The 20,608-nt window shown below is 52.2% G+C and carries 19 protein-coding genes and 1 tRNA gene; 14 read left to right on the top strand and 6 right to left on the bottom strand.

Features of this window, described 5'->3' with window-relative positions; all coding sequences use genetic code 11:
• Positions 1–270 precede the first annotated feature (270 nt).
• The 7 genes from rimP (at position 271) to ACFQ1T_RS00035 (ending at position 8,871) form a co-directional block, all read left to right on the top strand.
• The gene (gene rimP / locus ACFQ1T_RS00005; RefSeq protein ID WP_379073332.1) at positions 271–759 is read left to right on the top strand and encodes a ribosome maturation factor RimP; all 489 of its coding nucleotides are present in this window, start codon (positions 271–273) and stop codon (positions 757–759) included.
• Between the two features lie 39 nt (positions 760–798).
• The gene (gene nusA / locus ACFQ1T_RS00010; protein ID WP_194749775.1) at positions 799–2,265 is read left to right on the top strand and encodes a transcription termination factor NusA; all 1,467 of its coding nucleotides are present in this window, start codon (positions 799–801) and stop codon (positions 2,263–2,265) included.
• Between the two features lie 84 nt (positions 2,266–2,349).
• Positions 2,350–5,058 (top strand): translation initiation factor IF-2, encoded by a 2,709-nt coding sequence (gene infB, locus ACFQ1T_RS00015; RefSeq protein ID WP_379073333.1) that lies wholly within the window; start codon positions 2,350–2,352, stop codon positions 5,056–5,058.
• The gene (rbfA, locus tag ACFQ1T_RS00020) at positions 5,058–5,414 is read left to right on the top strand and encodes a 30S ribosome-binding factor RbfA (protein WP_194749773.1); all 357 of its coding nucleotides are present in this window, start codon (positions 5,058–5,060) and stop codon (positions 5,412–5,414) included. The genes infB and rbfA overlap by 1 nt, the downstream gene beginning before the upstream one ends.
• 20 nt (positions 5,415–5,434) lie before the next feature.
• The gene (gene truB / locus ACFQ1T_RS00025; protein ID WP_313986116.1) at positions 5,435–6,334 is read left to right on the top strand and encodes a tRNA pseudouridine(55) synthase TruB; all 900 of its coding nucleotides are present in this window, start codon (positions 5,435–5,437) and stop codon (positions 6,332–6,334) included.
• Positions 6,335–6,431: 97 nt separating this feature from the next.
• Positions 6,432–6,740, top strand: coding sequence for a hypothetical protein (locus ACFQ1T_RS00030; RefSeq protein WP_194749771.1), 309 nt, complete (start codon positions 6,432–6,434; stop codon positions 6,738–6,740).
• Between the two features lie 100 nt (positions 6,741–6,840).
• Positions 6,841–8,871 carry a TonB-dependent receptor gene (locus ACFQ1T_RS00035; protein WP_379073744.1) on the top strand — a complete coding sequence of 677 codons (2,031 nt, stop codon included), beginning with the start codon at positions 6,841–6,843 and terminating at the stop codon, positions 8,869–8,871.
• Positions 8,872–8,969: 98 nt separating this feature from the next.
• Here the strand turns inward: ACFQ1T_RS00035 and ACFQ1T_RS00040 are convergent, their stop codons facing one another.
• A complete protein-coding gene (locus ACFQ1T_RS00040; protein ID WP_275356407.1) occupies positions 8,970–9,365 on the bottom strand; it encodes a diacylglycerol kinase in 396 nt (131 codons plus the stop codon).
• 79 nt (positions 9,366–9,444) lie between these two features.
• On the opposite strand from ACFQ1T_RS00040, the gene ACFQ1T_RS00045 reads away from it, so the two are divergent.
• Entirely contained in the window at positions 9,445–9,717 is a 273-nt protein-coding gene (locus ACFQ1T_RS00045; RefSeq protein WP_194749769.1) for an oxidative damage protection protein, read from the top strand.
• 89 nt (positions 9,718–9,806) lie between these two features.
• Here ACFQ1T_RS00045 and phoU read toward each other — a convergent pair whose 3' ends face one another.
• Together phoU and rpiA are read right to left on the bottom strand one after the other, a co-directional pair.
• Positions 9,807–10,511, bottom strand: coding sequence for a phosphate signaling complex protein PhoU (gene phoU, locus ACFQ1T_RS00050; protein ID WP_194749768.1), 705 nt, complete (start codon positions 10,509–10,511; stop codon positions 9,807–9,809).
• A gap of 88 nt (positions 10,512–10,599) precedes the next feature.
• Entirely contained in the window at positions 10,600–11,262 is a 663-nt protein-coding gene (gene rpiA / locus ACFQ1T_RS00055; RefSeq protein ID WP_194749787.1) for a ribose-5-phosphate isomerase RpiA, read from the bottom strand.
• 95 nt (positions 11,263–11,357) lie between these two features.
• Here rpiA and ilvA point away from each other — a divergent pair, with 95 nt between their 5' ends.
• Together ilvA and ACFQ1T_RS00065 are read left to right on the top strand one after the other, a co-directional pair.
• Positions 11,358–12,869 (top strand): threonine ammonia-lyase, biosynthetic, encoded by a 1,512-nt coding sequence (gene ilvA, locus ACFQ1T_RS00060; RefSeq protein WP_379073334.1) that lies wholly within the window; start codon positions 11,358–11,360, stop codon positions 12,867–12,869.
• A 151-nt stretch (positions 12,870–13,020) separates the two neighbouring features.
• Positions 13,021–14,166, top strand: a complete 1,146-nt coding sequence (locus ACFQ1T_RS00065; RefSeq protein ID WP_379073335.1) for a YVTN family beta-propeller repeat protein — start codon at positions 13,021–13,023, stop codon at positions 14,164–14,166.
• A 364-nt stretch (positions 14,167–14,530) separates the two neighbouring features.
• On the opposite strand, the gene ACFQ1T_RS00070 is transcribed toward ACFQ1T_RS00065, so the two are convergent.
• The 3 genes from ACFQ1T_RS00070 to ACFQ1T_RS00080 form a co-directional block, all read right to left on the bottom strand.
• The gene (locus tag ACFQ1T_RS00070; RefSeq protein WP_275356411.1) at positions 14,531–14,764 is read right to left on the bottom strand and encodes a sulfurtransferase TusA family protein; all 234 of its coding nucleotides are present in this window, start codon (positions 14,762–14,764) and stop codon (positions 14,531–14,533) included.
• A gap of 21 nt (positions 14,765–14,785) precedes the next feature.
• Positions 14,786–15,103, bottom strand: a complete 318-nt coding sequence (locus ACFQ1T_RS00075) for a rhodanese-like domain-containing protein (protein WP_275356412.1) — start codon at positions 15,101–15,103, stop codon at positions 14,786–14,788.
• Between the two features lie 42 nt (positions 15,104–15,145).
• Positions 15,146–15,221 (bottom strand) — tRNA-Phe (locus ACFQ1T_RS00080).
• A gap of 139 nt (positions 15,222–15,360) precedes the next feature.
• Between ACFQ1T_RS00080 and chrA the strand changes: the two genes are divergently transcribed.
• The 4 genes from chrA to pnp all read left to right on the top strand — a co-directional run bounded on the left by chrA (position 15,361) and on the right by pnp (position 20,494).
• On the top strand, positions 15,361–16,689 hold the full coding sequence (chrA, locus tag ACFQ1T_RS00085; RefSeq protein WP_379073336.1) for a chromate efflux transporter: 1,329 nt from the start codon (positions 15,361–15,363) through the stop codon (positions 16,687–16,689).
• 4 nt (positions 16,690–16,693) lie between these two features.
• Positions 16,694–17,587, top strand: a complete 894-nt coding sequence (locus ACFQ1T_RS00090; protein ID WP_194749763.1) for a PfkB family carbohydrate kinase — start codon at positions 16,694–16,696, stop codon at positions 17,585–17,587.
• Positions 17,588–17,770: 183 nt separating this feature from the next.
• Entirely contained in the window at positions 17,771–18,040 is a 270-nt protein-coding gene (gene rpsO, locus ACFQ1T_RS00095; RefSeq protein ID WP_194749762.1) for a 30S ribosomal protein S15, read from the top strand.
• 333 nt (positions 18,041–18,373) lie between these two features.
• Positions 18,374–20,494 carry a polyribonucleotide nucleotidyltransferase gene (pnp, locus tag ACFQ1T_RS00100; RefSeq protein ID WP_379073337.1) on the top strand — a complete coding sequence of 707 codons (2,121 nt, stop codon included), beginning with the start codon at positions 18,374–18,376 and terminating at the stop codon, positions 20,492–20,494.
• The last annotated feature ends 114 nt before the right edge of the window (positions 20,495–20,608 follow it).

A 20,608-nucleotide genomic window follows, 5' to 3' on the forward strand; every position in this document is an offset into this window, starting at 1 on the left:
TGCAGCGTAAAATATAATTGACACCGCTCAAGCGGTTGTTGATCTGCTGCTTCTCCCTCTTTTACACACATCTTAAAAAATACACAGGCGTATGTCATTGACCCGTTCGGGCTACTACAGGCTGTAGACGTCAAACAAAACCCGCCCGACCCAGTCATTGCGCCATCTGTTACTTTGAATTTAAAAGGAATTTTGGTATAATCAAAATGATAGATGGGCGTTACGCCCATTTTTTGTTTTTGGACGTAACGTTTTGAATTAAGGGTGCGTATGCAAAATTTGCATTCGGTAGTTGAAAAGACAGTCACGCAGTTAGGATACGAGCTGGTTGATTTTGAGGCAGCCAATCGTGGCAAATTATTGCGCGTGTTCATCGACAAGCTGGCACCCAAAGACAATAAGGACAGCGTTACGATTGATGATTGTGTTCTGGTGAGCAACCAGCTTGGCAACGTGCTGACGGTAGAACTGGATATCGATTATGACCGCCTGGAAGTCTCTTCTGCCGGTCTGGATCGTGTGTTGCGCAAGGAACGTGATTTTATGCGTTTTACTGGTGAGCGTGCACAAATCAAATTGCGAGTGGGTATTCCGGATGATGGCCCTAAAGCAACGCCAACCACATTGCCCAGAAAGACTTTTTTGGGACAGTTGCAAGGCGTTGACGAGGGGAAAGTGTTGATTGAGTGCGATGGCTGGGTTTATAGATTGTCGCTGGATAATATAGATAAGGCTCGATTGAGCCCGGTTTTTGATTAATTTGTTTTAGCTAATCCGTACGGTGAGTTGGAGATTACGATGAGTCGTGAATTATTGTTGTTGGTTGATGCCCTGGCCCATGAAAAAAACGTGGATAAAGAGGTAATCTTTACTGCCCTGGAATTGGCATTGGCTTCGGCGACGAAAAAGAACCATGAAGAAGGCGCAGATATTCGTGTCGAAATTGACCGTGAAACCGGAGATTACAAAACCTTTAGACGCTGGCAATATGTAGAATATGACCTGCTGGAAAGCTCGGCTTACCAGTTTGATGAAGAAGACGAACGTGCTGCTGGCAGACAAATTGGCGACTATTACGAAGAGCCATTAGAGTCGATCTCGTTTGGCCGCATTGGCGCACAGGCAGCAAAACAGGTGATTTTGCAGAAGGTGCGCGAAGCTGAGCGTGAGCAAATGATCCAGGACTTTTTGGCGCGTGGCGAAAGCCTGGTCACTGGCGTGATCAAGCGGATGGAAAAAGGCAATGCGATTATTGAAGTAGGCCGTATTGAGTGCCTGCTGCCACGTGAAGCCATGATTCAAAAAGAAAACCTGCGCGTGGGTGACCGTGTGCGTGCTTATCTGTCACGCGTGGACCGTGGTGGCCGTGGGCCGCAACTGATCCTGTCGCGTGTCGCTCCCGAGTTCCTCAAGCGTTTGTTTGAGCTGGAAGTGCCTGAAATCGAAGAAGGCCTGCTGGAGATTCGTTCTGCGGCGCGTGATCCTGGCTTGCGTTCCAAAATTGCGGTTAAAACCAATGACCAGCGCCTGGATCCTGTGGGGACTTGCGTGGGCATGCGTGGCTCCCGTGTACAAGCGGTGACTTCTGAGCTCGGTGGCGAGCGCGTGGATATCGTATTGTGGAGCATGGATCCGGCACAGTTTGTCATTAATGCCTTGGCGCCAGCTGAAGTGACGTCGATTGTGGTCGATGAAGATGCACACAGCATGGATGTGGTGGTGAACGAAGAGCAATTGGCGGTAGCGATTGGGCGCAACGGTCAAAACGTGCGTCTGGCGTCGGAACTGACTGGCTGGAACCTGAATATCCTGACCGAAGAAGCGGCTGCGCAGAAGAGTCAGGACGAGTATGCCAAAATCAGCCAATTGTTTATCGAGAAGCTGGATGTGGACGAAGAAGTGGCGGATATCCTGGTGCAGGAAGGCTTTAGCACACTGGAAGAGATTGCCTACGTGCCTTTGGCAGAGATGGCTGAAATCGAGGCCTTTGATGAAGACACGATCAATGAGTTACGTTCACGCGCACGTGCTGCCTTGTTAACCGAGGCGATTGCCAAAGAAGAAAAAGTTGAAGAAGACACCAACGACCTGATGACGCTGGATGGTATGGATGCAGACACTGCCCATAAACTGGCAGCCAGCGAGATTCATACCAGCGAAGATCTGGCCGAACTGGCAGTCGATGAGCTGGTTGAGTTGACCGGAATAGATGAAGAGCGTGCGAAGTCATTGATTATGACGGCGCGAGCACCCTGGTTTAAGTAACCAGGCGTTTTAAATAACCTATGCGTTTAAAACATCATGCATACCTCTTAATTAAAAAATAAAGTAATTGAACTGGAGCAGTACATGGCACTTTCAACCGTCGCACAATTTGCCGCCGAGCTGGGTCTTCCAACGACTCTTCTTATCGAGCAACTGAAAAGCGCAGGCGTTCATAAAACGTCTGTGGATGATTTCCTGGAAGAGGGTGACAAGGCTGCCTTGCTGGATTACTTGCGTAAAGAGCATGGGGCAGGTAACGCGCCTAAAAACAAGATCACACTGACCCGTAAGCAGAACACCGAAATCAAAAAGCTGGATAGCTCAGGTAAAGCCCGTACGATTCAGGTGGAAGTGCGTAAAAAACGCGTGCTGGAGCGCCCTGAGCTGGGCTATGAGCCGCCTGTGGATGCCGCTGCTTATGATGAAGCCGAGCCAGTACCAGCAGAAGTTCTGGAGAGCTTGCCCGTAGAGGTTGAGCCGGTCGTGGTGGAAGAACCTGTGATCGAAGAGATCGTTGAGGTCGTGGCTGAACCTGAGCCAGAGCCAGAGCCTGAGCCAGTAGTTGAGGCACCAGCACTTACACCAGTCGTAGAAGCCCCAGCCCCTGTGAAAAAAGGCGTGGTTCTGTCGGCGCAGGAGATTGCCTTACGTGAACAAGAAGCTTCGCGTGCGGCCAAGCTGGCTGCCTTGCAGGCAGAAGATATCAAGCGCAAGCAAGCGTTGACACAACGTCGCGCAGAAGAAGAAGCCAAGCGCCAGGCAGAGGCCGAGGCTGCGAAGAATAAACCCGCAGCCACCAAGTTGTCTGAAGGGACGCTACACAAGCCCGCTGCCAAAGCAACAGACAAGCCAGAAAATAAAGATAAAAAAGCCAAGACCGACAACCGCGACTGGAATGAAAACGAGAACAAAAAACGCGGCATTAAAACACGCGGGGATGCACCTGCTGGCGGCGCTCAAGGCTGGCGCACCCCTAAGGGCAAGCATCACAAATCCAATAAAGATGATCAGCACGCCTTTAATGCACCAACCGAACCTATCATCAAAGAGGTGATGGTGCCGGAGACCATTTCGGTTGCGGATTTGGCGCACAAAATGTCTGTCAAAGCGGCGGAAGTGATCAAGGCCTTAATGAAAATGGGCATGATGGTGACCATCAACCAGGTGCTGGATCAGGACACTGCGATTATTCTGGTCGAAGAAATGGGTCACAAAGCGCAAGCCGCGGCTGCGAATGATCCTGAAAGCTTCCTGGAAGAAACCGAAGGCGTTGAAGCGATTCTGGAATCACGTCCACCGGTGGTCACGGTCATGGGTCACGTTGACCATGGTAAAACCTCCTTGCTGGACTATATCCGCCGCAGTCGCGTGGCGTCAGGTGAAGCTGGTGGCATTACCCAGCATATCGGTGCTTATCACGTGGAAACACCACGTGGCATGGTGACCTTTCTGGATACCCCTGGTCACGAGGCTTTTACCGCTATGCGTGCCCGTGGTGCGAAGGCGACCGATATCGTGATTCTGGTGGTGTCCGCGGATGATGGCGTGATGCCACAAACAATTGAAGCGATTCACCATGCCAAGGCCGGTAACGTGCCTGTCGTGGTAGCGATTAACAAGATTGATAAACCTGAAGCGCAGCCTGAACGCGTGAAAAGCGAGCTGATCTCGCATGAAGTGGTGCCTGAAGAGTACGGTGGCGATACCATGTTCCGTGAAGTGTCTGCCAAAACCGGTAAAGGCATTGATGAGTTGCTGGAAGCAGTGTTGCTGCAAGCGGAAGTGCTTGAGTTGAAAGCCCCGCTCAATACGCCAGCCAAAGGCCTGGTCATTGAAGGTCGCCTGGATAAAGGGCGTGGTCCGGTGTCTACCGTACTGGTGCAGTCCGGTATCTTGCGCCGCGGCGATATGCTGCTGGCAGGTACGGCTTATGGCCGTGTGCGTGCCATGCTTGACGAGAATGGCAACGACATTAAAGAAGCCGGCCCGTCTATTCCGGTAGAAGTTCTGGGCTTGTCTGATGTGCCAAGTGCTGGTGAAGAAACCATCGTCTTGAACGACGAGCGCAAGGCGCGTGAAATTGCCTTGTTCCGTCAGGGCAAGTTCCGCGATGTGAAACTGGCCAAGCAGCAGGCTGCCAAACTTGAAAACATGTTTGAGCAGATGGCTGAAGGCGAAGTACAAACCCTGAACCTGATTATCAAGTCAGATGTACAGGGTTCTTACGAAGCCTTGACCACCAGCCTGCAAAAACTGTCTACCAGCGAAGTACGTGTGAATATTATTCACACCGGCGTGGGTGCCATCAGTGAGTCAGATGTGAACCTGGCTGCCGCTTCAAGTGCGGTGCTGATCGGCTTTAACGTCCGGGCTGATGCCGGGGCACGTAAGCTGGTTGAGAATCTGGATGTCGACCTGCGTTACTACAACATCATTTACGAAGCTGTGGACGAGATCAAAGCGGCGCTGGGTGGCATGCTTGCACCCGAGCAGAAAGAGCAAATGATTGGTACGGTAGAAATCCGCGAGGTATACCGGATCTCCAAAGTGGGTGCAGTGGCCGGTTGTTATGTACAGGATGGCGTGGTTAAACGTAACTCCAAAGTCCGCTTGTTGCGTAACAATGTGATTATTCATACCGGTGAGTTGGACTCCCTGAAACGCTTCAAGGATGACGTTAAAGAAGTTAAAAATAACTTTGAGTGCGGCTTGTCTCTCAAGAACTACAATGAGATTGAAGTCGGCGATATTCTTGAAGTTTATGAAGTCGTTGAAGTGGCCAGAACACTCTAATGGCTAAAGCATTTTCAAGAAATGACCGCATCTCTGAGCAAATGCGCCGTGAACTGGCGGATTTGCTCATGTTTGAGATCAAGGACCCGCGTGTGCAGATGGTCACCTTGACCGGGGTTGAGGTGGCGGGGGATATGGCACATGCCAAGGTCTTTTACACCGCGCAGAAGAATAGCAAAGGCCTGCAAGCCGGCCTGGAAAAAGCCGCCGGCTTTTTGCGTACGCAGCTGGGCAAGCGCATGATGATCCGTACTGTCCCGCAGTTGCATTTTGTCTATGATGAATCCATAGATCGTGGGATGCACATGGACAAGCTGATCAGCGACGCTTTGTCTGATACCCCTCCGCAAGAATAATTTTCACCTCCTTTCGCGCTATGCAAACCAAACGCATTAAACGTGCCGTCAGTGGCGTGTTGTTGCTGGACAAGCCCTATGGCTTTTCATCCAATCAGGCCCTGCAAAAGGTCAAATGGTTATATCAGGCCCAAAAAGCCGGACATACCGGGACCTTGGATCCTCTTGCAACTGGCGTGTTGCCGATCTGTTTGGGCGAAGCCACCAAATTTGCACAACACCTGACAGATGAAAACAAAACCTATGTGGCGACCGTCAAGTTTGGTGTGACCACCACCACCGGAGATAAAGAGGGTGACGTCGTCAGTGAGGTGGCTTGCCAGGTGTCGTGTGCAGAGATTGAGCGCGTGTTGCCGCAGTTTATGGGGTCAATTACACAAGTGCCTCCCATGTATTCTGCGCTCAAGGTAAACGGTAAGCCTTTGTATGAATACGCGCGTAATGGTGTCGAGCTAGAACGTGCACCGCGTCAGGTAACCATTCATGCATTGCGTGTCTTGGCCTGTGCTGAGAATAGTGCAGAAATCGAAGTCTGTTGTAGCAAAGGCACTTATATCCGCACCTTAGGCGAGGATATCGGTAAAGCACTCAATGTGGGTGCGCACCTCACAGCTTTACGCCGTACGGCGACCGCCACTTATCAAATCGCCGAGACCGTGACGATAGAAGCTCTGGAGCAGATGTCTATTGAGCAGCGCGATGCGTTGCTGCTGCCTGTCGATAGTGCTATTCAAATCCTGCCTAAAGTCGAGCTGCATCAGGATGCCGCCTATTATTTCAAACAAGGCAATCCAGTCTGGCTGGCTGGCGTTATCCCAGCGGGCGATTTACGTATTTATAGTGCTTCCGGCTTGTTTCTTGGGGTCGGCCAGCAGCAGCGCGATGGCCGTATTGCCCCCAAGCGCGTCGTTAATCTCTAGCTTTTCACTTGCTCATCTCGCTAAAACGCATGGCTTTTGCATAAAAATGCAATAGAGTTGCATTCTGTGGGCAAGAATTTATGTTAGTATATTCAACATGTTAAAGCGCTTTTATGTGTATTTTCTATTGGCAGTGTTGTTTGCGATCACGCAGACAGGCCTTGTCACACATGAAATTACCCATCTCAAAGAGCTGACGCAACACTCGCAATCTGACAAACATCAAAGCAAAGACCAATGCCGGCTCTGTGTCGCCTACGCGCATCTCGTCGGGGTGATGACGCAGGCCCAGCAATGGAGCTTGCCAGAGCTTAGCTATCTTGCTGTCATCAGCGCCCTGGCGATTGCCATACAGCGCCCAACGCTCGCGGCCTATGCCGCACGCGCCCCTCCTGCCATTGTTTAACCCTTGACGATACATTCTCCAGGTCGCGCTTGCGGCTGGAGTGAGCTATTTATGCAGTGCACACAGCACTGCCTGACCTTGTCTGGAAAAAACAATGAAAATGTTACAAAAGAGGATGTCTGCACGTGGGCAGCAAAAATCATTATGGCTGGCATTGATGGCGGCGTTGAGCTCGCCCATGCTGGTCTCGGCAGAAGACGCGAAAACCCTTGATATTGATAATGTGCCTGTCACGGGCAATCCCCTGGGCGTGGCATCGGATGATATGGTGGTGCCGGTCTCGGTACTGGGCGGACGTGAGCTCAGTTTGCGTCGTCAGGGGACTCTGGGCGAAACCCTGAATGGCATTCCGGGCGTGACGGCCACGCAGTTTGGTCCAAATGCTTCGCGTCCGATTATCCGTGGCCTGGACGGCGAGCGTGTGCGTATCATGCAAAACGGTGTCGGCATTCTGGATGCCTCGTCACTGAGTTTTGACCATGCAGTGGGCGTGGATCCATTGATTATTGAGCAAATTGATGTGGTGCGAGGTCCGGCAGCGTTGCTGTATGGCGGCAGTGCCATGGGCGGTGTCGTCAACGCGATTGACCACCGTATCCCTAAAGAATCCCTTAATGGCTATACCGGCCGCGCTGAAACCAGGTTTGGCGGGCCAGACAATACGCGCAATGGCGCTGCGGTGGTCGATGTGGGCAATGGCCTGTTTGCATTGCATGCCGATATCTACAGCCGTGAAACCAGCAATCTTGAGATTCCTGGCTATGCGCTTTCCAAGCGCAAGAGTTTGGCCGATGGTACTGCGCGCGATAGTCGCGGCAAGGACAAGCTCAATAATAGTTCTGCGCTGGCCAATGGCGGCGCATTGGGTGCTTCCTGGACCTTTGATACAGGCTATCTGGGGATTTCCTATGCGGACTCCAACAACCACTATGGCACCGTGGCGGAAGAGGGGGTCAGAATCAATATGGAAAACAAACGTACGGAATTGGCAGGTGAGGTGAGAGAACTCAAGGGGCCTGTGCAAAAAATCAAGGTGAGAATGGCTTATACCAATTATGAGCATGTAGAAGTGGAGAATGGCGACCCGAGTACCACTTTTAAAAACCGTGGTTTACAGGGTAGCCTCGAAGCCACCCATGTCCCACTGGCTGGCTTGAATGGAGTGGTCGGCTATCAGTTCCAGAACACGCGTTTTCAGGCCTTGGGCGAAGAGGCATTTGTGCCTAGTGTCACCACCGTGGACCAAGGGGCTTATGTCTACGAAGAGTATGCAATCGATAAACACAAAGTCACCTTTGGCGGGCGGTTTGGCGAGACCTCGATAGACTCCCATGTCGATGATAAATTCACCCAGGCGTTTAGCAAACACTTTAACCCCAATAGCTTTGCGCTGGGGGGGCTGTACACCATTGATGAATCCTGGAGTGTGACGACTAACTTGTCGCATAACGAGCGTGCACCTAGCTATTTTGAACTGTATGCGAATGGACCACATATTGCGACTGGGCAGGTGGAGGTCGGTAATACTAACCTCAGCAAAGAGCGCTCCAACGGTATTGATGCGCAGCTCAAATGGAAGTCAGGTGGTCACAGTGTGACGCTAGGCGCGTATGCCACCAAATTTAAAAACTTTATCGGCTTGTTTAATACAGGCATTGAGGTGCCGGTGGATGGCGAGCTATTGCCTGAAGCACAGTTTAGAGCGGTTCCGGCCTTGTTCAAGGGCTTGGAGTTAGAAGGCAAGTTTGCCTTGAACGACGAGTGGACATTAAAAATGCGCGGTGACTACGTGCATGCCAAAGACACGCGTAATAATCAATACTTGCCAAGGATTTCGCCCTTGCGTTTGGGCGGTGGGTTAGATTATCGCCTGGGTAACTGGAATGCTCGCCTCGATGTGCTGCATGCCTTTAAGCAGAATAACGTGGCCGAGAACGAGCTCAAAACCAATGCGTATACTAATGTTAGCGCATTGGTTGCATACAAGTTGCCGGTGAAGTATAACGTGGAGTTGTTTGCCAAGGCGAATAACCTGCTCAATGAAGAGATCCGTGAGCACGCTTCTTTTCTGAAGGATATTGCCCCGTCAGGCGCGAGGGCGGTATTGGTGGGCGCCCGCGCCGACTTTTAAGCGGTGGGACTAACTGCGCCCTCTGGACGCCGCATTACGCGGCGCGCAGAGGCGCGACAGATCAAAGCAACAGGCTGACTTGGTCAGCCTGTTGTCATTTAATTGAATAAAATCAAGCCCCAGACTACCGTCAAGTTGATCAATGCCAACAACACGGCAGCACTGCCAATATCTTTGGCTCGCTTGGCCAGTGCATGCCGTTCAATCGACACGCGGTCTACCACCGCTTCAACCGCCGAATTCAGCAGCTCCACAATCATGACCAGCAACACACTGCCCACCATCAGGATGCGGTGCAGGGCTTCAGACTCCAGGTAAAATGCCAGAGGAATCAGCACCAGCGAGAGCCAGACCTCCTGACGGAAAGCATCTTCATGCTTATAAGCGGCTTTGAAGCCATCCATGGAGTAGCCAAAGGCATTAATCAAGCGCCGGAGGCCGGTTTTGCCTTTGAATGGACTTTCCTGGTGACCTGAAGGGGTGTTGTTTTGCATGGCTTATCTCTAAAATTGCGAACATCAGATTTTAACATGCGCTATGATAGCGCTTTTAGCAGTGTAGTGAGGATCGAACATGGCAAGATTGGTGCAATGTGTGAAACTGGGCAAAGAGCTCGAAGGCATGGATTTTCCGCCTTATCCGGGAGAACTGGGTAAAAAGATTTATATGCATGTGTCTAAAGAAGCTTGGGCAGGCTGGTTAAAACAGCAGACCATGCTGGTCAATGAAAACCGCTTGAGCCTTGCGGACCCGAGTGCACGTAAATATCTATCCGAGCAAACCGAAAAGTACTTTTTTGGCGAAGGCGCAGATGTTGCCACTGGCTATGTGCCTCCTTCTGCCTAGTGAAAATGGTTAATGCGATGAGGCTTTAACCGTATCCCGGCCAACAAAAATAAAAAGCACTCCTCGGAGTGCTTTTTATTTGCGGTCTATTACGACTGCGTCTCGCGCTGAATATCTTCCAGGCTGGTATGACGGATATCTTTGCCTTTGACCATATAGACCACGTACTCCGAGATGTTCTTCGCATGGTCGCCAATGCGCTCAATGGCTTTTGCCACAAACAGTACTTCAAGTGACATCGAGATCGTACGTGGATCTTCCAGCATGAATGTGATCAACTGACGCATGGCGGCGCGGAATTGTTCATCCACCTGCTCGTCTTGTCTGGCGACTTCCACGGTCTGGCTGACATCCAGGCGTGCAAATGAATCCAGCGCTGTACGCAGCATTTCACGCACAATGCCAACCATGGTTTTGATCTCGTTGAACCGTGGTTTGTACATCCGGTCTTGCTCGTAGATGCGCTGGGCAGTCCGTGCAATTTTAGTGGCTTCATCACCAATCCGCTCCAGATCCGTGATGGTTTTCACCATCATCATGATCATGCGCAAATCACGTGCTGCAGGTTGTCTGCGCGCAATAATATGGCTGCAGTCTTCATCCACCTGAACCTCTAAAGCGTTGACACGCGCATCGCGCTCCATGACGTCTTTGGCTAGATTGACATCCGCGTTGGTCAGCGACTCCAGTGCATTGACGATTTGCTGCTCAACGACCCCGCCCATTTCCAGAACCTTGGCCCGGACGGACTCCAGTTCAACATCATATTGCTTAGAGGTGTGTTCAAATTGCATGACAAATTTTTCCTAATTATTGTGCCGGTGCAGATTACCAGCCCAATATGACAACTGTATGATAATTTTCAGTGTGCAGAAGTTGCAATTACTTGGTCAGAGTTTTAACGCCATTTGGCGTGGCCAGCAGCAACACATTGGCCGGGCGTGCTGCGAACAAGCCGTTAGTCACCACCCCTACGATCTGGTTGATCTTGGCTTCCATTGCAATCGGGTCGGTAATGCTCAAGCCATGCACATCAAGGATCAAGTTGCCGTTGTCAGTTGTGAAGTCGCGCAATTGGGGTTGACCACCCAGTTTTACCAGTTCACGTGCCACATGGCTGCGAGCCATCGGTAATACTTCTACTGGCAGGGGAAACTTGCCCAATACGGGTACAAATTTGCTTTCGTCGCAGATACAGATGAAAGATTTGGCCACAGCTGCCACGATCTTTTCACGGGTCAATGCACCACCGCCGCCTTTGAGCATATGCATGTGCTCGGTGATTTCATCGGCGCCATCTACATAAATATCCATGCTGTCGACGCTGTTCAAGTCAAAGACCTCGATACCGTGGTTACGCAGGCGTTGCGCGGTAGCTTCGGAGCTGGCGACTGCGCCGGTGATTTTATGTTTGACTTTGGCCAGTTCGTCGATAAAAAAGTTGGCGGTTGAGCCGGTGCCCACACCAATAATGCCATCCTTGACATAATTCACTGCTGCTTTTGCCACTTCGAGTTTCAATGCGTCTTGTTGTGCTTTATCCATCGCCATGTGCTTCAATCCTTGATTAATTCTTTATAATACAAACAATTCTCTATCATACACTGCAACCTTGCGGTTTTAAAATCTCCACGCATTTCATGACCATCAATTACCGCGAAAAAATCGAACACTCCCACGTCTATGCCGTTGCCAGACATACGCCGCTCGATGAATTGCCCAACTTGTCCTCGCGACTGAATAACCGGGTGTTGCTCAAGCGCGAAGATATGCAGCCGGTATTTTCATTCAAACTGCGCGGTGCCTATAACAAAATGGCCAACCTCTCGGCTGAGGCTTTGCAGCGTGGCGTGATTTGCGCCAGCGCCGGTAACCATGCGCAAGGCGTGGCCTTGAGTGCGCAGAAAATGGGCTGCCGTGCCGTCATTGTGATGCCGACCACCACGCCAGCGATCAAGGTCAATGCGGTGCGCGCACGCGGTGCCGAAGTAGTGTTGTTTGGCGACAGTTACTCCGATGCCTACTTGCACGCGCTCGATCTCGAGCAACGGGAAGAGTTGACCTTTGTGCATCCTTACGATGATCCGGATGTCATTGCTGGCCAGGGCACGATTGCGCTGGAGTTGGTGCAGGATCATGCGGCGCCGATTGAAGCCGTGTTTTGTTGCGTCGGCGGTGGTGGCCTGCTGGCTGGGATGGCGGCCTATCTGAAAGCGGTCCGCCCCGAAATCAAAGTCATCGGCGTCGAAGCGCAGGATGCCGAAGCCATGACCGAATCGCTGAAGCTCGGCCAACGTGTCATGTTGGAACAAGTGGGCCTGTTTGCAGATGGGGCTGCGGTCAAGCAAGTGGGCGAGCATACCTTTGCGCTCGTGCAGCAATATGTCGATGAAATGATCGTGGTTGATAATGATGCGATTTGTGCCGCCATCAAAGACGTGTTTGAGGATACGCGCAGCATTCTTGAGCCGGCCGGGGCGCTGGCCGTGGCTGGCTTGAAGGCTTACAGTCAACGCGAACAGTGTCAAGGTAAAACCCTGGTCGCAGTTGCTTCAGGTGCCAACATGAACTTTGACCGCTTGCGCTTTATTGCCGAGCGCGCGGAGCTGGGGGAACGCCGGGAGGCGGTCTTTGCCGTCACCATTCCTGAGACCCCCGGCGCGTTTAAGCGTTTTTGCCGCCTGTTAGGGCAGCGCAATATTACCGAATTCAATTACCGTTTTGCTGACACCGAGCAAGCGCATATTTTTGTCGGGTTGGCGGTGCATCACCCGACCGAGGCAGATGCTATCGCGGGCAAATTGGCGGCGGCGGGCTTGCCCACCATTAATTTGAGCGACAACGAAATGGCCAAGTTACATTTGCGCCATCTGGTGGGCGGGCATGCGCCACAAGTCCAAAACGAGGTGGTTTACCGTTTTGAGTTTCCTGAAAAACCCGGCGCCTTAATGAACTTTCTCGAATCCATGGGTCACAACTGGAACATCAGTTTGTTTCACTACCGTAATCATGGGGCAGATTTTGGCCGGGTTTTGGTGGGCATGCAGGTGCCGCCCGAGGATCAGGTCGCCTTTACCCAGTTTTTACAGCAATTGGGTTACCCGTACTGGGATGAGAGCCATAATCCGGCGTATCGTTTATTTTTGGGCTGATAGCAGCCATGATGGTGGTTGTTTGCAGCCAGCGCCGTGGGTGATGTCAGCTGAATACGTGCCACGGCGTTGATTGGATGGCTGAGAACGATTCTTGCAGGGAATGCCTGCACTTTAGAGCGATGAGACTTAAATAATAATCAGGAGATAAATGCAAATGTTGAATTCATCATTGGCGCGTCGTGCGCGCACTAGCGTGTGGTTGCTGGCCTTGCTCGCTGGCGTTACCGCTTGTAACAAGCAAGAAGAGTCCTCACCAACCCCGGAAACGCCAGCGGCCACGAGCGCTGTTAGCGAAAGTTCTTCTGGTAAGACGTTGGCTTATGTGTCCACCCAGGATGCTGGCGTCGATGTGATTGACTTGGCGACCATGCAAGTGACCAGCATGCTGGATGTGAAAGCCAAGGGCCCGCGTGGCCTGGCGCTGACAGACGATGGCAAGCAACTGGTGGTCGCTACGCGTGAAAATGGCAGTGTGTCCGTGATTGATACCGCCACAGGCGAAGTCGTCAAGCAGATCGAAGTCGGCAAAAACCCTGAGTTTGTGCGGGTGAGTGGTAATTATGCCTTTGTTTCGTCCGAGCCTAGCGCCAAAGCCGGTCCGCCCCCCAAGCCGGGCAGCAAGCCAGAAGAAGACGATGACGACGATGAAGAAAAAGTCCCGGCCAAGATTGCGATTGTTGATCTGACCAAAGGTGAAAAAGTCCGCGAAATTACCGGCGGGCCAGAAACCGAAGGCCTGGAGTTTTCGGCCGATGGCAAGCAGCTGGTGATTACGAACGAAGCTGACAATACCGTCACTGTACACAATATCGAAACTGGCGATCTGGTCAAAACCATTTCCACCCATCAATATGGAGATCGTCCGCGCGGCATCAAAGTCTCTCCGGATGGCAATACCTATCTGGCCACGCTGGAGTTTGGTAACAAGTTTATGGTCATGGACAAAGACTTTAATGTGGTACGCACGGTAGACACGGCTGAAACCCCATACGGCATAGCCTACGACAGCAAGGGTGAGCGGATTTTTGTGGCCACCAACAAGGCAAAACTGTTGCAGGTGTTTGATGCCAAGACCTTTGAAAAAATCAAGGAAGTGCCGACCGGTAACCGGTGCTGGCATTTTAGTTTTACCCCGGACAACAAGCAGGTGCTGTTGGCTTGCGGCAAGTCTGATGCGGTATTCGTCATTGATGCAGATAAGCTTGAAGTCACGAACCAGATTGAAGTGAAAAACATGCCATGGGGCGTGGTGACCTTCCCTAAAGCCATGGGTAGTCTGGAAAACGCCAAATAACGTTATTTCCAATCGCGTTTCAATTGGTTGAACAAGCCCGCCTCATCGGCGGGCTTTTTTATTTAAATTTTTTTGAGCGCGCCCTAAAGTTTTGCGTGAAGCTGCCGAAATCATCTTTAGATAACAATGATTGCGTCTGGAGTGTGCAGATTGTCGGAAGCCATGCCGGCAAACTGCAAGTCAGGTTGAGTCCCTGAGTCGCCAGTGGGGCAATCGTTGTTTCGGCATGCAGACCACGTTAACCCACGGGTTAACGTCGTTCCTCACAGGGCTTCTTCGGAAGCCCTTTTTTTGCGCTGCAGCGGATGAATGGATGGATGGTGGGTGCGGTTGGTGGCTGAGTGTCAGTCCGCGGGAGAGCGGTTTACTGGCTGCGCTTGCGTAGCCAGAAGGTAAAAACACCTTCTGCCTCTTGCATCTCGATCAGGGTGTGGCCGGTTTGGCGGCAAAAGGCATCAAAATCTTTCTTTGACCCAGGATCCGTGGCCGTGATTTTGAGTACCTGATTTGCTTGCAACTCGTTCAGGGCCTTTTTGCAGCGCAAAATGGGCAGGGGGCAATTCAGGTGGCGGGCATCTACTTCTTTGTCGTATTGCATAAACAATCCTGAGTCTCTGAATTAAGCGGGCTCGATGGGCAAGCCGTGTTGAGCCCAAGCCAGAATGCCGCCCGCCAAATGCGAGACATCGTGGCAGCCTTGCGCCAAGGCAAACTCACCTGCAGAAATGGAGCGTACACCGCTACGGCAGTAAAACACGATTTTTTTGTCTTGCGGCAGTTGATCAAACATCGTCGCCAGATGTCCTAATGGCAAATGCATGGCACCAGGCAAGATACCGGAAACAAGCTCGTGATCATTGCGGATATCAATCAGCAACAATGAGGGATCATTGAGTAATGGCTGTAATTCATCCGGTGTTAAGTGTTTTAATGACATCAACAAACCCAGAAAAAGAAATGTGCCGAAAGGCAAGAGGAGTGGTGGCCAGAGGCAGAATCGAACTGCCGACACGAGGATTTTCAATCCTCTGCTCTACCGACTGAGCTATCTGGCCAACAGCAATTTGGGTGTGTCCCGAATCGCAAGACGCGCATTATAGCAAAGAACGCCAAGAATGCACACAAAAGTTAAAAAAAATCCTGATATGCTTGCGAGGCGGTATTTGAGGCCGCTGTTTTAAAAAGGAATGGTTGATGTCTATTGTCGAGACGCCGCCTGAAATGCAGGCGCCAGCGAAGCCTTCTGCACAGGCATTTTGGGCCTACTGGTTGCGCCTGGGCTGTATTAGTGTTGGTGGGCCTGCGGCACAAATTGCCTTGATGCACCAGGCGCTGGTGGTAGAAAAGCGCTGGATTTCAGAGGCCAGATTTTTGCATGCCTTGAACTATTGCATGCTGTTGCCAGGCCCCGAGGCGCAGCAAATGGCGGTCTATATGGGCTGGCTATTGCATGGTGCATGGGGTGGCATTGTGGCTGGCAGTTTGTTTGTGTTGCCTGCGTTTGGCTTGCTGGTCTCGCTGGCGTGGGGGTATATGCAGTGGGGCAGTCAGCCCGCCGTCGCGGCTTTGTTGTATGGGGTTAAGCCGCTGGTAGTCGCGCTGGTCTGCTGTGCCGCCTGGCGCCTGGCTAAAAAAGTGCTGATCGCCCGCTGGTTGTGGGGCGTGTTTTTGCTGGCCTTGGTCATGCAAACGTTCCATCTGCCTTTCCCGGTGATTATTCTGCTGGCCGCGGTATTGGGCGTTGCTGTGCAACAATATTGGCCGCAGTGGGTCGAAACGTCAGTTGGCCATGCGGCGGCAAGGGCCATGCAGACGGCGCCAAGTGTGATTGATGACAACACGGCGCTGGCCGGGCTGGCTGATTTGCGTCGGTGGACAGCGACAGTGCTGATCTGGGGCGCGCTATGTGGTTTAGGTGTCGCTGCGGCCTTAGTGCTTTATTATGGGCCGTCACATCTATTTACCCGCCTGGCAGCTTTTTTTAGCCAGGCTGCGTTTCTCACTTTTGGCGGCGCCTATGCCGTTTTGCCCTATGTGTTTGATGCCAGTGTGCAGCATTACCACTGGTTGACGACGGAGCAGATGCTGGATGGCCTGGCCTTGGGCGAAAGTACGCCGGGCCCGCTGATTATGGTGGTCACCTATATTGGCTTTGTTGCGGCCTGGCAGGCCGGGCTGGCCTTGCCTGATTGGCAGGCGGGGTTGATCGGGGCGACGATTGTGACCTGGTTTACGTTTGTGCCCAGTTTTGTCATGGTGTTTTTGGGGGCGCCCTGGATAGAGCGTACCCGCCAGCAATGGCGTTGGACTGCGCCGCTGCATGCTATCAGTGCGGCGGTGATCGCGGGCATGGTGGCGCTGGCCCTCACGTTGAGCCGGCACGTGGTCTGGCCCGATGCGCCAGATGTCGCCGCTGCTAGCATGGTGGTGCTGTCGCTGTGGTTGTTGGTCGGCAAGCGGATTTCAATTCTTTGGTTGTTGCCAGCGTGTATGGCAATTGGTTGGTTATTAAAGGCAGGATAAGCAGATGTCAGATTCGATCATGATTTTGGGTGAGGTGCTGGGGGATGTGTTTCCCGAGCAAACGGTCATCGGCGGCGCACCTTATAATGTTGCCCGCCACTGTCACGCATTTGGCTTGCCCGTGCACTTTCTCACTGCCATCGGCCAGGATGCCCTGGGCGAACGTATTGTGGCCGAAATGCAAGCGACTGGCCTGCCTACCGAAGGGGTGCAGCACTCTGAGCGTTTGCCGACCGGGCAAGTCAAGGTGCATCTGGGCCCCGATGGTCATCGCTTCGAGATTCTGGATCAGCAGGCCTATGATGACCTGCAATGGCCGCCTGTCGAGGCGCTCACCTTGAAACATCCCCCGAGGCTGGTGTATTTCGGGTCACTGGCTTTGCGCCATGCACCCATGCAGGCGCTTGCCGCGCAGTGGTTGGCGCTGTGCCAGCCCGCCACGGTGCTGTGTGACATCAACCTGCGTGCGCCCTGGTATGACGCGGAGAGCGTACGCATGGCCTTGCAGGCCGCCGATATTCTCAAAATCAATCATGAAGAGTTGCCAGAAGTCTGTAATTTGCTTGGACTGCCGGGTGCGGCAGATGTGAATGAGCTGGCCCGGCGCTTGTTGATGGTGTGTGGCTTGACTGAAATGTTTGTCACCTGTGGTGAAGAGGGCAGTTTCTGGCTGGACCGGTTTGGTCAGGGCTTTCGCGTGCCGCCGGTGCGCTTGAGCACGGCATTTGTCGATAGTGTAGGCGCTGGCGATGCTTATACCTCGGTGGTGATTCGCGGCTTGCTGGCGGGCTGGTCACGCCCCACCATCCTGACCCGCGCGGCCAGTTTCGCCGCCTCCATTTGTGGCATTCGCGGGGCGGTGCCAGCGACTGCCGATTTTTATGATGACTTTTTATAGAGCCTTCAAAGAGCTGCGATATTTAAATTAATTCATAAAAACAGAAACTTAATGTGATAAAAACCTATGCAAGGCTGGCGCTTGCCGCTATAATGCGCGTTTCGTGTAAATTGAATGTCGGTGCGGTAGGCAAATGGGTTGTCTGGCTGCGACGATATTGACGCTAACTCAAGGACAATAAAGATGGCGATTACCGCAGAACAATCCGCAAAAATCATTAAAGATTTTCAACGCAGTGCTAACGATACAGCGAGCCCAGAAGTACAAGTGGCTTTGTTGACATACCGTATCAGCTACCTGACCGAGCACTTCAAATCCAACAAAAAAGACAACCACTCCCGTCGTGGTCTGTTGGCGTTGGTCAGCCAGCGTCGTCGTTTGCTCGACTACCTCAAAGGTAAAGACGTTAGCCGCTATCAAACGCTGATCGAGCGCTTGAACCTGCGTAAATAATTTGGCTAAAAGTGACGTTTAATCCAGTTCACTTTTAACGAAATAAAAGCCGATGGCATGGTGACTGCCTCGGCTTTTTTGCTTTAAAAATCCTGAGATTGCTGATATTCGGGATTTTCATATCACCAACTGGGGTGGCTTCTGTGAGTGCGTTTTGTGCAGGGTTTGTACAAAAAGCGTGCTGATGGAAGTCACCGCAAATCGGGAAACCGGGCGTCAGTTGTCGCGCACAATGCTATGCACATGCGTGGAGTGTCGGCACTGTCAGTCTGGTTTTCATTGTTGAGATTGGCTATTAGGTAGTGAATAGCCATGGTAGATAAAGGAAAAACAATGTTTGAAATTACGAGAAAAAGCCTCCAGCTTGGTGCGCATACCCTGACCATTGAAACCGGGGAAGTCGCACGTCAGGCAGATGGCGCCGTCATGGTGAGCTATGGCGATACAGTAGTCCTGGTGGCTGCAACTGCAAAAACCGAAGTCAAAGAAGGTCAGGATTTCTTTCCATTGACTGTGGATTATCAGGAAAAAACCTATGCGGCTGGCCGCATTCCAGGCGGCTACTTCAAACGTGAAGGCCGTCCTAGCGAAAAAGAAACCCTGACGGCACGTTTGATCGACCGTCCTATGCGTCCACTGTTCCCGGATGCGTTTTATAACGAAGTGCAGATTGTGGCGACCGTGTTGTCCCTGGATCCGGAAATTGATGCTGACATCCCGGCCATGATTGGTGCGTCTGCTGCGGTTGCGCTGGCAGGTATCCCTTTCTACGGCCCAATGGGTGCGGTCAAAGTGGGTTATATCAATGGCGAATACGTCTTGAACCCAACGGCGACACAACTGAAAGAGTCCGCGCTGGACTTGGTCGTGGCTGCGACTGAAACCGCTGTGATGATGGTGGAATCCGAAGCCAAAGAATTGCCAGAAGACGTGATGCTGGGTGCGGTTGTGTTCGGTCACGAGCAAATGCAACCTGTGATCAAAATGATCAACGAACTGGCTGCTGAAGCTGGTAAAGATGCCTGGGACTGGACACCGCCAGAGCCAGACACTGCGCTGATTGCAAAAGTGGAAGCGATTGCGGCTGAAGATATCAACGCTGCCTTCAAAATCAAATCCAAAGGTGAGCGCTCTGCCAAGCTGGACGAAATCAAGTCCCGCGTCATGAGCACCTTGATCACTGAAGAAACTTCTACGTTGGAAGCCAACAAGATTAAAGACGAGTTCTTTAAGCTGGAAGCGAAAACCGTACGTAGCCAGATTTTGAACGGCGAACCACGGATTGATGGCCGTGACACACGTACCGTGCGTCCAATCACCATCCGTTCCGGCGTATTGCCACGCACCCACGGTTCTGCGCTGTTTACCCGTGGTGAAACACAGGCTTTGGTCGTGACCACCTTAGGTACAGGCAAAGATGAGCAAATCATTGACGCGCTGGCTGGCGAATACTACGAAAACTTCATGCTGCACTACAACATGCCTCCGTTCGCCACTGGCGAAACGGGTCGTGTCGGTTCACCAAAACGCCGCGAAATCGGCCACGGTAACCTGGCTAAGCGCGCATTGAAAGCCGTATTGCCTAAGAAAGAAGACTTTGACTACACCCTGCGTGTCGTGTCCGAGATCACTGAGTCTAACGGTTCCAGCTCCATGGCGTCTGTCTGTGGTGGCTGCCTCTCCATGCTGGACGCCGGTGTGCCATTGACTGCCCACGTGGCTGGTGTGGCCATGGGTCTGATCAAGGAAGGCAACCGCGTTGCGGTGCTGACCGACATTCTGGGTGACGAAGATCACCTGGGTGACATGGACTTTAAAGTGGCTGGTACCGACAAAGGCGTGACTGCCCTGCAAATGGACATTAAGATCACTGGTATTACGGCACAGATCATGCAAGTGGCCCTGGCACAAGCCAAAGAAGGCCGCGCGCATATTCTGGGCCTGATGAAACAAGCCGTGTCTGGCGTAAACACCGAAATGTCACAGTTTGCCCCACGTATCATCACCATGAAGATCAATCCGGACAAAATCCGTGACGTGATCGGTAAAGGTGGCGCCGTGATTCAGGCACTGACCAAAGAAACCAACACCAGCATCGACATCGAAGATGACGGCACCGTGAAGATCGCTTGTACCAATGCGGACGAAGGCGCTGAAGCACAACGCCGGATTGCGCAGATCACCGCAGAAGTGGAAGTCGGCCAGATCTACGAAGGCCCAGTGGTCAAGATTCTGGACTTCGGTGCAGTGGTGACCTTGATGCCAGGTAAAGATGGTCTGGTACACATTTCACAAATTGCCCACGAACGCGTGAAAGCGGTCAGCGATTACCTCAAAGAGGGTGACATTGTGAAAGTGAAAGTGGTTGAGTTGGACGACAAAGGCAAAGTGCGTTTGAGCATGAAAGCCCTGATCGATCCACCAGCAAGAGAAGAAGCGCCAGCAGCTGAATAAGTTGCCCGCTCTGATCTAAAAAAGCCCGCGCCAGCGGGCTTTTTTATTGGCGTCAGCGCACCGCGTCTTGCGTTAATTTACTTATAGGGTGTCACCTTGCTTTCGCGCATAATG

Origin of the sequence: Methylophilus glucosoxydans, assembly GCF_042676145.1 — a bacterium.
GTDB classification, from domain to species: domain Bacteria; phylum Pseudomonadota; class Gammaproteobacteria; order Burkholderiales; family Methylophilaceae; genus Methylophilus; species Methylophilus glucosoxydans.

Excerpts from the sequence above, each read along its gene's own strand:
- rimP (WP_379073332.1), top strand. The coding sequence starts at position 271 with ATGCAAAATTTGCATTCGGTAGTTGAAAAGACAGTCACGCAGTTAGGA.
- nusA (WP_194749775.1), top strand. The coding sequence starts at position 799 with ATGAGTCGTGAATTATTGTTGTTGGTTGATGCCCTGGCCCATGAAAAA.
- infB (WP_379073333.1), top strand. The coding sequence starts at position 2,350 with ATGGCACTTTCAACCGTCGCACAATTTGCCGCCGAGCTGGGTCTTCCA.
- rbfA (WP_194749773.1), top strand. The coding sequence starts at position 5,058 with ATGGCTAAAGCATTTTCAAGAAATGACCGCATCTCTGAGCAAATGCGC.
- truB (WP_313986116.1), top strand. The coding sequence starts at position 5,435 with ATGCAAACCAAACGCATTAAACGTGCCGTCAGTGGCGTGTTGTTGCTG.
- ACFQ1T_RS00030 (WP_194749771.1), top strand. The coding sequence starts at position 6,432 with ATGTTAAAGCGCTTTTATGTGTATTTTCTATTGGCAGTGTTGTTTGCG.
- ACFQ1T_RS00035 (WP_379073744.1), top strand. The coding sequence starts at position 6,841 with ATGTTACAAAAGAGGATGTCTGCACGTGGGCAGCAAAAATCATTATGG.
- ACFQ1T_RS00040 (WP_275356407.1), bottom strand. The coding sequence starts at position 9,365 with ATGCAAAACAACACCCCTTCAGGTCACCAGGAAAGTCCATTCAAAGGC.
- ACFQ1T_RS00045 (WP_194749769.1), top strand. The coding sequence starts at position 9,445 with ATGGCAAGATTGGTGCAATGTGTGAAACTGGGCAAAGAGCTCGAAGGC.
- phoU (WP_194749768.1), bottom strand. The coding sequence starts at position 10,511 with ATGCAATTTGAACACACCTCTAAGCAATATGATGTTGAACTGGAGTCC.
- rpiA (WP_194749787.1), bottom strand. The coding sequence starts at position 11,262 with ATGGATAAAGCACAACAAGACGCATTGAAACTCGAAGTGGCAAAAGCA.
- ilvA (WP_379073334.1), top strand. The coding sequence starts at position 11,358 with ATGACCATCAATTACCGCGAAAAAATCGAACACTCCCACGTCTATGCC.
- ACFQ1T_RS00065 (WP_379073335.1), top strand. The coding sequence starts at position 13,021 with ATGCAAATGTTGAATTCATCATTGGCGCGTCGTGCGCGCACTAGCGTG.
- ACFQ1T_RS00070 (WP_275356411.1), bottom strand. The coding sequence starts at position 14,764 with ATGCAATACGACAAAGAAGTAGATGCCCGCCACCTGAATTGCCCCCTG.
- ACFQ1T_RS00075 (WP_275356412.1), bottom strand. The coding sequence starts at position 15,103 with ATGTCATTAAAACACTTAACACCGGATGAATTACAGCCATTACTCAAT.
- chrA (WP_379073336.1), top strand. The coding sequence starts at position 15,361 with ATGTCTATTGTCGAGACGCCGCCTGAAATGCAGGCGCCAGCGAAGCCT.
- ACFQ1T_RS00090 (WP_194749763.1), top strand. The coding sequence starts at position 16,694 with ATGTCAGATTCGATCATGATTTTGGGTGAGGTGCTGGGGGATGTGTTT.
- rpsO (WP_194749762.1), top strand. The coding sequence starts at position 17,771 with ATGGCGATTACCGCAGAACAATCCGCAAAAATCATTAAAGATTTTCAA.
- pnp (WP_379073337.1), top strand. The coding sequence starts at position 18,374 with ATGTTTGAAATTACGAGAAAAAGCCTCCAGCTTGGTGCGCATACCCTG.